The organism is Xanthomonas sp. F4, from assembly GCF_011761895.1.
On record NZ_JAASQX010000009.1, the window covers coordinates 1 to 12,388 of the forward strand.

6 protein-coding genes and 1 pseudogene are annotated in these 12,388 nt (G+C 69.7%); 1 reads left to right on the forward strand and 6 read right to left on the reverse strand.

What is annotated here, in order from left to right:
* Nucleotides 1–237: 237 nt before the first annotated feature.
* The 6 genes and pseudogenes from FHR66_RS21210 to FHR66_RS20165 form a co-directional block, all read right to left on the reverse strand.
* Nucleotides 238–1,254 (reverse strand): glycoside hydrolase family 43 protein, encoded by a 1,017-nt coding sequence (locus FHR66_RS21210; protein ID WP_343160681.1) that lies wholly within the window; start codon nucleotides 1,252–1,254, stop codon nucleotides 238–240.
* Nucleotides 1,228–2,808, reverse strand: a pseudogene (locus FHR66_RS21215) (MFS transporter); the annotation flags it as partial. The gene FHR66_RS21210 and the pseudogene FHR66_RS21215, both read right to left, overlap by 27 nt.
* Complete coding sequence (locus tag FHR66_RS20150; protein WP_456361784.1) at nucleotides 2,711–5,404, reverse strand: glycoside hydrolase family 3 C-terminal domain-containing protein; 2,694 nt, start codon at nucleotides 5,402–5,404, stop codon at nucleotides 2,711–2,713. The gene FHR66_RS20150 and the pseudogene FHR66_RS21215, both read right to left, overlap by 98 nt.
* A gap of 2 nt (nucleotides 5,405–5,406) precedes the next feature.
* Nucleotides 5,407–7,098, reverse strand: coding sequence for a glycoside hydrolase family 43 protein (locus tag FHR66_RS20155; RefSeq protein WP_167088063.1), 1,692 nt, complete (start codon nucleotides 7,096–7,098; stop codon nucleotides 5,407–5,409).
* Complete coding sequence (locus tag FHR66_RS20160) at nucleotides 7,098–9,077, reverse strand: sialate O-acetylesterase (protein ID WP_160968752.1); 1,980 nt, start codon at nucleotides 9,075–9,077, stop codon at nucleotides 7,098–7,100. The genes FHR66_RS20155 and FHR66_RS20160 overlap by 1 nt, the downstream gene beginning before the upstream one ends.
* A complete protein-coding gene (locus FHR66_RS20165; protein ID WP_456361785.1) occupies nucleotides 9,074–11,221 on the reverse strand; it encodes an alpha-glucuronidase family glycosyl hydrolase in 2,148 nt (715 codons plus the stop codon). The genes FHR66_RS20160 and FHR66_RS20165 overlap by 4 nt, the downstream gene beginning before the upstream one ends.
* A 96-nt stretch (nucleotides 11,222–11,317) precedes the next feature.
* Here FHR66_RS20165 and FHR66_RS20170 point away from each other — a divergent pair, with 96 nt between their 5' ends.
* Complete coding sequence (locus FHR66_RS20170; protein WP_160968756.1) at nucleotides 11,318–12,376, forward strand: LacI family DNA-binding transcriptional regulator; 1,059 nt, start codon at nucleotides 11,318–11,320, stop codon at nucleotides 12,374–12,376.
* The last annotated feature ends 12 nt before the right edge of the window (nucleotides 12,377–12,388 follow it).

The following is a 12,388-nucleotide window of genomic DNA, read 5'->3' on the forward strand; positions in this document are numbered from 1 at the left end:
CGATCTACGATGCAAGCTCTAAGCTTCAGGAGCGACTGGACTTCCCACACCTCCTCCGATGATCAGTCGGAAGACATGACGCCTGTTTAAGGGCGACAGGTCCAGATACAAGGAGCGGCTTCAGTCGCGACAGGCGTTCCCGGGCAGGCCTGTCGCGGCTGAAGCCGCTCCTACAGCGGACAGGGCGACTGCCTTGGCACGGCCCGTGCCCGTGCAGCGTCGCTGGACATCGGCATCTCAGCCCCCATAGGGATCGACAGTCCGAATGCTCCCATCCGGCTCGACGTGCAGCGGCGTGCACTTGACCGAGCGCAGGTGGGTCACGCCGCCGGACAACAGGGCGTCGTGGTAGAACAGGTACCAGCGCCCCTGGAAGGCGCAGATGGAGTGGTGCGTGGTCCAGCCCACCACCGGCTTCAGCAGCACGCCGCGATAGGTAAACGGGCCGTACGGGCTGTCGCCGATGGCGTAGCACAGCAGGTGCGTGTTGCCGGTGGAGTACGACAGGTAGTACCGGCCGTGGTCCTTGTGCAACCACGGTCCCTCGAAGAAGCGGCGCGCGTGGTCGTCGGCGCGCAGCGGTTGCCCGTGCTCGCCGAGGATCACGATTTCCCGCGTGCGCTCCGCCAGCCGGGTCATGCCCGGGTCCAGCCGGGCGATGCGCGGGCCCAGTGCCGGCGCATCGCCCTCGGGCTCGGCATGCGCCGCCTCAAAGCGGTCGTCGCGGTACTTCTGCAACTGGCCGCCCCAGATGCCGCCGAAGCAGAGGTAGTGCGCGCCGTCGTCGTCCTCGAAGACGGCCGGGTCGATCGAGTAGGTACCCGCGATCGGCTCGGGCTCGGCGGCGAACGGGCCTTCCGGGCGGTCGGCCACCGCCACGCCGATGCGGAACACGCCCTGCGCGTCCTTGGCCGGGAAATAGAGGTAATAGCGGCCATCGCGCGTGGCCGCGTCCGGCGCCCACATCTGCCGGCTGGCCCACGGCACGTCGCGCACATGCAGGGCCACGCCGCAGTCGGTGGCCGTGCCTTCGGGCGAGTCCATGCGCAGCACGTGGTAGTCCTCCATGCCGAAGTGACCGCCCTCGTCGTCGAACGGTGCGCCGCTGTCGATGTCGTGCGACGGATAGATGTACAGGCGTCCCTCGAACACGTGGGCCGACGGGTCCGCGGTGTAGATGTGGGTCACCAGCGGTTGCGCGATGGCGTGCGCCGCGAGGTGGTCGAGGTCGCTTCCCTGCCGCCGCAGCTGCAGGTCGTGTTCGATGCGAAGTTCCATGCGCTTGTCGATCCGGTAGAAGAACAGCAGCGCCACCGCGACCAGGAACGGGATGGCGCAGTAAATGCTCACGGTCAGGCGAATGCCGTCCACCACGGCCTGCGGCTGTTGTTCGGCGCCCGCCTGGTAGCCGTGGTGCGCGAGGATGCCGGCGACCAGCGCGCCGCCGATGCTGAGGCCGATCTTCAGCCCGCACAGCATCGCCGAGAAGATGATCGCGGTGGCGCGGCGATGGTTCTTCCATTCCGAGTAGTCGGCGACGTCGGCGATCATCGCCCACAGCAGCGGGATGGTGATGCCGTAGCAGAAGCCGTGCAGCATGAAGGCGCCGAAGGCCACGCCGACCGCGGTGGGCGGAAACACGTAGAACGCCAGCAGGAACACGGTGGAAACCAGCAGCGCGCCGCCGAAGGCATCGCGCTTGCCGAAGCGGTCGGCCAGGGGCCGGGAAAAGCCGATGCCCAGGATCATGCACAGGATGCCGCAGGCGTTGAACAGGCTGAACGCCGAGGTGGCCGGGTCCTGCGGCCAGGTGAAGCCGGACAGGCCCCATCCGCTGAGCACCGCGTTCACGCCGCCGATGAAGCCATTGAAGCCGGAGGCGTCGAGAAAGCCCGCCAGGGCGGCCTCGCTCAGGTAGTACTGGAAGTAGTAGATGTAGGTGCCGCCCTTCAGCGCCAGGTTGACGAAGACCAGCACCGTCAGTGCCAGCATCACCTTCCATGGCCGGTTGTGCAGCAGGTCGGACAGGTCCTGCAGCACGCCGGCGCTCTGTTCCTTCGCCGGCACGATGCGCTCGCGGGTGGTGGCGAAGGTGATCAGGAAGAACAGCGTGCCCACCACCGCGAACACCGTCATCAGGCGCTCGAAGCCGCGCACGTTGTCGCCGTCGCCCAGGATCAGCACCAGCGGCAACAGCAGCACCTGGATGATGAACTGCGCGATCATCACCGCCACGAAGCGATAGGCCGACAGGCTGTTGCGCTGGGCCATGTTGCCGGTCAGCACCCCGCTGAGCGCGGAGTACGGCAGGTTGTTGGCCGCGTACACCAGCATCAGCAGGCCGTAGGTGGTCAGGGCATACATCACCTTGCCGCGCGCGCCCAGGTCCGGGGTACTGAAGGCGAGCAGCGACAGCACGCCGAACGGGATCGCCGTCCACAGGATCCAGGGCCGGAACTTGCCCCAGCGGGTGGCCGTGCGGTCGGCGGCGATGCCGATCAGCGGGGTGAACACGAACGCGCCGAGCAGGCCGATCACGAAGATGATCGTCGCCGCCGTGGCGGCCGGCAATCGGTACACATCGGTATAGAAGAAGGCCAGATAAGTGATCAGCGTCTGGAAGATCAGGTTCGCCGCCAGGTCGCCCAGGCTGTAGCCCAGCTTCTCCCGCACCGACAGCACGTGCACGGCGGTCTCCACACTGCGCGGCTCAGTCACGGCGCGCCTCCACGGTGAAGCGCCCACGCACGCGGGCATCGGCGCTGGAGCCGCCGATCCGCACTTCGTAGCTTCCAGGCGGCACCACATAGCGGCCGCGGGCGTCGTCGTACTGGCGCAGCGCCTGTTGCGCATCCAGTTCGAACGTTAGGGTCCGCCGCTCGCCCGGGGCCAGACGAACGCGCTGGAAGCCACGCAGCGTCTGCTGCGCATCGCCGGGCGCGGCCGCCAGCCGCCGCACGTACAGTTGCGCGACTTCGTCGCCCGCGCGCTTGCCGGTGTTGGCCACCTCCACCTGCACATTGAGGCGTCCGTCGTCGGCGATGCGCGGCGCATCCAGGCGCAGCTTGCCGTAGTCGAACCGCGTGTACGACAGCCCGTGGCCGAACGGATACAGCGGGGTGCCGCGGAAGTAGCGGTAGGTGCGGCCTTCCATCGCGTAATCGTCGAATGCGGGCAGCGCCTGGTCCGCCCTGTAGAACGTCACCGGCAAGCGACCCGCGGGATTGACCTCGCCGAACAGCGCCTGGCCCACAGCGGTGCCGCCGCGCTGCCCGGGATACCAGCTCATCAGGATCGCCGACAGATGCGCCTGCGCCCATTCCACCGCCAGCGCCGAGCCGCCGGTCAGCACCATCACCACCGGCTTGCCCGTGGCGTGCAGCGCTTCCAGCAGGGCGCGCTGCGGCGCAGGCAGGCGCAGGTCGGTGCGGTCGCCGCCGGCGAAGCCCGGATAGTCGACCTTCATCTCTTCGCCCTCGACGTCGCCGGTCAACCCGCCGACGAACACCACCACGTCCGCGTTGCGCGCGGCATCGAGCGCCTCGTCGAACGGCGGCTTCGCGCCGGGCATGCGCCAGCCCAGCCGCACGCCGGCGTCGCGCTCGGCGTCGTAGTACTCCAGCTTCACCGCATAGGCGCGGCCCGCCTGCAGGTCCAGGTCCACGCCGTCGGCGCGCATGCGGTCGCTGTCGGTCCAGTGGTCCAGCACCAGCTTGCCGTCCAGATAGAGACGGAAGCCGTCGTCGGCGGCCGCCTCGATCCGGTAGCGACCCGAGACCGGCGGCAGCAGCTGGCCGCTCCAGCGGATGCTGAAATGATCGTTGGGAATGCCCTGCCCCGGCCCCGCTTCGCCGCGGGCCAGCAGGTTGTCGGTCGGCGAGCCGCGGTCCCAACGGAAGCCGATCTGGGCGTCGGTACGGACCAGCGCCGGCGTCCCCGCCAGATCGGGCGTGCGGAAGTACTCGCCGCGCAGGCCGCGTTCCGGGGAATCGGCCGACGGCCGCAGGTATGCCGCCTCGATCAGCGGCGTGGCGCCCGGATCGTCGCGCCCTTCGACCAGATCCACGCCGCGCGCATAACGCACCTCGATGCCCTTGGCCGCGTCGCGGATGCCCTGCAGGATCGTGACCGGCGCCGCCGGCGTGCCGAAGTAGTTGCCGAGCAGGGCCATGGTGTCGTCGGCGGTCGGGCCGACCACGGCGATGCGCTTGAGCTTGCGCGACAGCGGCAGCACGCCATCGTTCTTGAGCAGCACCAGCGATTCCTGCGCGGCCTGCAAGGCCAGCGCATCGTGCGCGGGCGCCTGGTTCACGGAGGCGGGAATCCGTGCCCAGCGCACGCGCTCAGGCGGGTCGAACATGCCCAGGCGCATCCGCGCGGTGAACAGGCGCGTCACCGCATCGTCGATCTCCGCTTCGTCGATCAGCCCCTGGCGTACCGCCGCCGGCAGCGTGGCGTATTCCTGGCCGCACTCCAGTTCGGTGCCGTTCTTGACCGCCAGCGCCGCGGCCGCCTCGCGGCTGGGCGCGAGGTGGTGATGCTTCCAGATATCGACGATGGCCCAGCAGTCCGAGACCACGTAGCCCTTGAAGCCCCAGTCGCGGCGCAGCACGTCGCGCAACAGGAATTGGCTGGCGCTGGCGGACTCGCCGTACACCCGGTTGTAGGCGCCCATCACTGCATCCACCTGGCCTTCCTTCACCAGTGCCTCGAACGCCGGCAAGTAGGTGTCGTAGAGATCGCGCTTGCTGGGGCGGGCGTCGAAGTGATGACGGTCGGCCTCCGGGCCGCTGTGCACGGCGAAATGCTTGGCGGTGGCGTCGAGCTTGCGGTACACGGGATCGTCGCCCTGCAATCCCTGCACGAAGGCCACGCCCATGCGCGCGGTGAGGTAGGGATCCTCGCCGTAGGTCTCCTGGCCGCGTCCCCAGCGCGGGTCGCGGAAGATGTTGATGTTCGGCGACCAGAAGGTCAGCCCCTGGTAGCGGCCGTGCGCGCCTTCGCGGAGGAACTGGTGGTGCTTGGCGCGCGCCTCGTCGCTGATGGTGGTGGCCACCTGCCCCATCAACGGCACGTCGAAGGTGGCGGCCAGCCCGATGGCCTGCGGAAACACGGTGGCCTGGCCTGCCCGCGCCACGCCGTGCAGCGCTTCGTTCCACCAGTCGTAGGCCGGCACGCCCAGGCGTTCGATCGCCGGCGCGGCGTTCTGCATCTGCGCCGCTTTCTCCTCCAGGGTCATCTGTGCGACCAGCGCCGCCGCCCGGGTCTCGAAGCTGGCCGAGGTGTCTTGCCACGGCTGGGTGTCGGCGGCATGGCCAACGCTAGCCAGCGTAGCGGCGGCGCATAGGGCCAGCGCGCGGACGAGGCGGCCAGGGCGGGCGGAAGGAAGGGAAGACCTGCGCATCATCATTTTCTCCTTGAGGCGCGCTCGTCGCGCGCGAAGGGACCGAGCAGGGCGCCCACGAAGCCGCCTGCACGATCCGTACTCAACACGGTCCCGTCGACATCGTCGGCGAGCGTCTGCCAGCCCTGCCCCGCACCGGTGTCGAACGCGAATGCATACGTCCCTTCGTCACCCGCGATCTTCAGGCGCAACGACGTCGACGCATCCAGTTCGCGGCTGGCCAGGGTTCTGGTCGCGCCCTTGCCCTCGCGCGCCTCCAGGAAGACCTCCACGCGATCGCGTCCCACACGGCGCACGCCGAGGAAGTACCACCAATCCTCGTTCTGGAACGCCGCAAGCCCCGCTGCCACGCCTGCCGCCGGCTGCGTCAGTGCGGTGCTGGCCTCGAAGCGCAGGTGCTGCTGGCGGCGCCCCAGGAAGGCGGGGTTACGCAAGCTGTCCAGGTTCTCCGGCAACGGATGCACGGCCAGACTGCCCGGGCGCGTGCGCAGGTCCGCCCAGTCCCGCTTGGGCACGCGCACACGCAACCAGCCGCGGCCGAGCGTCGGCGTGTCGAACTCAGCGCGCTCGACAAAGTTGCCGGTGGAAGGCGCCTGCGACGCCTCGCCCTGCATCCACGACGGCGCCTGGACCGCATAGGGGATGGCCTGCCCGGCCGGCAAAATCAGCGGCCAGCCGTCGCGCCACTGCACCGGCAGCAGGTAGGTCTCGCGCCCGGTGTTGTAGTGGCGCACGTCGTAGGTGCGGCTGGCCAGGAACACCGCCCACCAGGACCCGTCCGGTCCTTCCACCAGGTCCGCATGCCCAGCATTGGCGATCGGCAGCGGCCGGTCGTCGGGCAGGTCGCGCTGGGTGAGGATGGGATTGCCCGCGTACGGCGCGTAAGGCCCCCAGACATCGCGGCTGCGCAGCACCACCTGCGAATGCTGCGGCCCGGTGCCGCCTTCGGCATCGGAGAGGTAGTACCAGCCATCGCGGCGATACAGATGCGGCCCCTCGATCCAGATCGGGTTCTTCGCCGGCTCCACGCCGCCATCGATCAGCACCTTGCGCGGCCCCACTGGGGTGAAGGTCGCCAGGTCGAGCTGCTGCATCCAGATCGCGCGATGGCCGTCGTAACGCGGCGGGCCGGGCGGCTCGTCGTTGTTGAGCAGGTAGACGCGACCGTCGGCATCGAAGAACAGCGACGGGTCGATGCCACCGATGCCCGGCAGCCAGTGCGGGTCCGACCAGGGACCGGCGGGATCGCGCGCGGTGGCGATGAAGTTGCCGCCGCTGTCCACGGCCGTGGTGACCACGTAGAACATGCCGTCGTGATAGGCGATGGCCGGCGCGAAGATGCCGCGCGACACGCTCAGGCCATCGAAGTCCAGTTGCGTCGGGCGGTCGATCACGTTGCCGATCTGCTTCCAATGCACCAGATCCACGCTCTCGAACACCGGAATGCCGGGGAAGTAGGTGAAGCTGGAATTGACCAGGTAGAACCGCCCGTTCGCGCGGACGATGCTCGGGTCGGCGTGGAAGCCGGCCAGGATCGGGTTGCGGTAATGGCCTGCTGGCAGCGGGGCGTCGAAGGCCGCGTCGCGCCCGGCGTATTCGAACCAGTCGAAGTAGACCGGCGGCGCAGGCGCGGCCCACAGCGGCTGCAGCGCAGCGGACAACAGCAGGAGGGCCGAGGCGAGCAGCGGACGCATCAGGGAATCTCCTCGGAAACTGCGAGTTCGAACGGTCCCGCCGGCGCGCCGGACCTGTCGCGCAGCGTGCAGACCGGACCGTCGGCCCAGCAGTAGCGCACGCGCGTGGCGGATGCGGCCTGCGGGCTGTGCAGGACGACGTCGCGCCCGTCCAGCGTGGCGTCGGCATACCGGCAGTGCTGCGCCTGCGCATCGCAGAGTTCGAAGCCGATGGGACCGTTCGCCCCGGTCGTGACCAGGCGACCGTCGACGTCGTCGAACGCGATGCGTACCGCGCCCTGCGTGCGTGCTGCCGTGCGTGGCGTCGGGCCGGACGGCGCCAATGCGCGTTCGCCGTAGACCACGTGACGCGCCACCCGCGCCAGGCGCCGCCCCAATTCCTGCTTGTTGGGCGGATGGATGTCGTAGGCGTCACCGATGTCGATGGCCACCGCGAGCCCGGAGTGCGGGTCTTCTGCAACGACGCGGCGCTGCGCCTCGCGCAGCTGCGCCCAGCCGCTCTCCGTCGGTGCCTGCGGCGGGCGGCCGTAGCCGGCCAGTTGCACCACCAGCAACGGCAGCGCCGCGCCGAACTGCCTGCGCCAGTCGTCGCGCAGGTGGCGCAGCCGTGTCGCATAGACGGCGCCCTCGCCGGTATTGGATTCGCCCTGGTACCAGACGATGCCGCGCAGGCCGTCGTTGCCCAGCGGCGCGATCATGCCGTTGTACAGCGTCGACATGCCGGAGGCCGCATGCCATGGCGCCAGCGGCGGGGACTGTGGATCGGGTGCCACGCGATACTGCCAATGCCCATCCAGGACGATCCGCGTGCCATCGTGCAGTTGCACGGCATGGGCGCTCGCGGGACCTGCCAGTCCGCCCTCGCCGTAGGTATCCAGCACGTTGACGACCACCGTGTTGATGCCCGCTTTCAGCAGGCCGGGCGGCAGCGGATATCGGCGTGGATCGCTCGGCGCGTTCTGGCTGCCCACGGCCATGCCGTTGACCCAGGTCATATCCGTCTCGTCGACCGGCCCCAGCACCAGCCGTGCGCCCTGCGCCGCCTGTGCGGCGGTCAGGGTGACCTGCGTGCGGTACCAGACCATGCCGTTGTAGGCGGCGAGCGCGGGCACGCCCCAACGTTCCCAGGCGCCGAGCGTGGCCGGCGCGTCCTGCCACCGCGTGCGGTCCGCGCCGGGCTGCCAGGGTGTATCGCCCGGCTTGGTACCGGCGCGCGTGGTCCACCACTGTTGCCAGTGCCGGCCCCAGCGTGCGCTCGCGGCGACGGGATCGGTGGCGTACAGCGCCAGCACGTCCAGCGCATCGTCCATGCCGCCTTGCGCGCGCAGGGCGTCGGCGCTGGTCCAGGCCTCGATGCGCGCGCCGCCCCAGGCCGTCTGGATCAGGCCCATCGGCACCTTAACTGTCTTCTGCAGCTCGCGCGCGAAGTAGAAGCAGGCAGCGGAGAAATTGCGCACCGTCTCCGGCGATGCGGGTCGCCACGCGACGTCGGTCGGAAACATGTCCTGCGGCGTGACCGCCGCGGCCTTGGGCACGGCGAACAGGCGGATGCTCGGCTGGACGGCGGCGGCCAGTTCGCTGCTCGCATCCAGCGCGCGCCACACCGGCAGCTCCATGTTCGACTGCCCGGAACACAGCCAGACATCGCCCATCAGCACATCGCGCACCACCTGGCGGTCCTGCCCCGCGCGCACGGTCATGTCGTAGGGACCGCCGGCGGCGGTAGGCTGCAGCGTCGCGTGCCAGCGACCTCCGGCATCGGCGCGTGCACTGACCGACTGCCGTGCGAATGTCACCGACACCGTGGCGCCCGGCGCGGCGTGGCCCCACACCGGAATCGCCCGGTCGCGTTGCAGCACGGCGTGATCCTGGAACAGCGGATGCAACAGCGACGGCGTCGCCTGCTGCGCCATGCATGGCATCGCGCAGGCTCCTGAAACCATCGCCAGCAGCCAGCCCGTCCACGTTGTCGGCTTCATCGTCCATCTCCGGGTGCGGAGGGAAACTGCAGGGCCTGGTACCAGGCCAGCGGGTGCGGCGGCGCGGTTTCGCCTGGGGGCAAGGGCCGACCGCTCACCGACTGGAAGTACGCCACGCTGGCATCGCGCCACCACTGCGCTTCGCGCAGCTGGATGCGCAGAAACGCCGCCACCTGCGCATGCCGCTCGGCATCCACCTTGCCGCGCAGGCCGTCCCAGGTGCCCTGCATGGCCTGCACCTGGCGCACGCCCTGCGAATAGCGGCCGACCAGCTCGTCCCACAACGGCCGCCCGGAGGCCATGCGGTGATCCCACGGCACGTGGTGGAACCACAACAGCAGCGGCTCGGGCACCCGCGCCAGGTCGCCATACACGGCCGCCACCTCGGGCGCGTACTGGCTCACCGCATTGCTGCCGCCGGCGGTGCGGTCGAAGCCGATGCCATCGCGATCGGCGCGGTGGTAGTACACCGAGGTCCAGTCCGCGCGCGGGCCGCCATCCACCCAGGGGCCGGGGCCGTAGTGGTGGCCGCGCGCCATCAGGTGGTGCAGGCCCAGCGGGGTCATGTAGTTCACCGCGGCCTCGCGCGAGGCCATCATCATCCCGACGATGGGCTGCACCACCTCGGGCCTCGGCGAGAACGTCATCGCCGCCCATTCCGCCGCGATGGCGCGGGCGGCGCGCTGCGGATTCCAGGCGAGACGGCCGAAGGCATACCAGTTGGCCTGGTCGAAGTGCGAGCCGCTCCAGGTGCGGTCGTTGCCGATGTTGGCGACGCCTGCGATGCCGCTCAGGGCATGGCCTTCCAGCGAACCGTCCACCACGTCCGCCACCGTGGCGCCCGCGCCGCGGGCGTGGGTGTCGGACTGCAGCACTTCCTCGTACAACGGCCCCAGGTACACCAGGTGCGTGGCAAAGCCGAGATACTCCTTGGTGATCTGGAATTCCAGCATCAGCGGCGTGCGCGGCATCGCGCCGAACAGCGGATGGAACGGCTCGCGCGGCTGGAAATCGATGGGCCCGTTCTTGACCTGCACGATCACGTTCGGGCGGAACGCGCCGTCGAGGCCGGCGAACTCGGTGTAGGCCTGCATGGCACGGTCCACCGGCACGTCGTGGGCGTAGACGAAGGCCCGCCACATCACCACGCCGCCGTGCGGCGCCAGCGCATCGGCCAGCAGGTTGGCGCCGTCGGCATGCGAACGGCCATAGTCCTGCGGGCCGGGCTGCCCTTCCGAATTGGCTTTGACCAGGAAGCCGCCGAAATCCGGAATCCGCGCGTAGATGTCATCGACCTTGTCGCGCCACCAGCGCTGCACGGCCGGGTCGAGCGGATCGGCGGTCTTCAGCCCACCCAGTTCGATGGGCGCGCTGAAGCGCGCGCTCAGGTAGACGCGGATGCCGTAGGGCCGGAACACGTCCGCCAGCGCCGCCGCCTTGTCGAGATAGGCCGGCGCCAGGCTCTGCGCGTTGGCGTTGACGTTGTTGAGCACCGTGCCGTTGATGCCCAGCGAGGCATTGGCCCGCGCATAGTCCGTGTAACGCGGGTCGCGCCACTCCGGCAGGCTTTGCCAGTCCCACAACGAGCGGCCCGCGTAGCCGCGCTCGACATGGCCGTCCAGATCGTCCCAATGGTCGAGCACGCGCAGTTGGATCCGTGGCGACTCATGCACCTCGAGCGCGTCCAGCGACGCACCGGTCTGCAGCAGCCGCAGCAGATGGAACACCCCGTACAGCACGCCGATGTCGCGACGTGCGGCCACCAGCAACACCGCGTGCCCGTCGATGCGGGCGCGCTTGAGCAGGTAGCCCTCCTCGCCCAGCGACGCGATCTCCTCGCGGAACGGCGCAAGCGCTGGCGACGACTGCGGCGTGCCCAGCACCACCGCATGATCGCCGGTCGCGACCGCACGCGTCGCCGGCGCGCGGCCCAGCAGGCCGGTGAGGCCGCGTATCAGTTCATCGCGCGCCGCACGCTGCGTCGGGGTCTGCTCCGGCGCCACTACCTCATCCAACTCCGCCGTGCGCGCAGCGCCTTGCGAAGGCAGATACCGCAGCCACAACGCAGCGCCATCCTCCGCATGCACGCTGCCTGCGCAGACCATCAGCGCCATGGCAGCGCACGCCATCCACTGACACCGCATGACATGCGCACGACGCCCAAGCGCCGCCAACAAACCTTGTAAGCTGACGGCGTGCCCGCGGCGCGCCAACGTCAAGAAGAACAAAGGGAACGCGTTTTGGACAAGCCGAAGAAATCGGTCCGCCGCAAGACCAGCGGGGTCACGATCGACGAGGTGGCGGCCTTGGCCGGGGTGTCGCCGATGACGGTGTCGCGCGCGATCAACCAGGGCAAGGTGCGCGACGCCACCCGCGAGCGCGTGATGCGCGCGGTGCGCGAACTGGGCTACACGCCCAACCTGGCGGCCAGTTCGCTGGCCGCCGCGCAGCACACGCGCATCGCGCTGATCTACACCAACCCCAGCGGCGCCTACCTGCGCGAACTGCTGGTCGGCTTGCTGCGCGTCGCGTCCAACGCCGCCATCCAGTTGGTCATCCATTACTGGGAAGACCTGGACCCCGACGCCGAGCGCAAGGCCGCGCGCGCCTTGGGCGGCCGCGTGGATGGCGTGATCCTGCCGCCGCCGCTGTGCGAGTCGCAGGCGGCGGTGACCGAACTGGTCAAGGCGGGCATTCCGGTGGTCGCGATCGCCGCCGGGCGCCTCAGCGACGCAATCTCCTGCGTGCGCATCGACGATTTCCACGCCGGCAAGGAGATGGCCGAGCATCTGATCCAGCACGGCCACCGGCGCATCGGCTTCATCCGCGGGCGCCAGGACCTCAGCGCCAGCGCGCGGCGCTACGAGGGCTTCGTCACCGCCCTGCAGGAGGCCGGGCTGAAGGTCGAACCCGGCCTGGTCCAGCAGGGCGACTACACCTACCGCTCCGGGCTCGCCGCCGCCGAGAAGCTGCTGTCGCACCGCCGCCCGCCGACCGCGATCTTCGCCAGCAACGACGACATGGGCGCGGCAGCGATCTCGGTCGCGCATCGGCGCGGCCTGGAAGTGCCGCGCGACCTGTCGGTGGTGGGTTTCGACGACACCTCGGCCGCCACCACCGTCTGGCCCGAGCTCACCACCATCCACCAACCGATCGCCTCGATGGCCGATGCCGCCATCGACATCCTGCTGCGCAGCATCCGCCGCAAGCGCGACGACGCGCGCATGTCCAGCGACCACGTGGTCCCGCACCGGCTGGTGCTGCGCGGTTCGGTCGCCAGCCCGCCCAAGGGCCGCTAGCGCAGGTCGCAT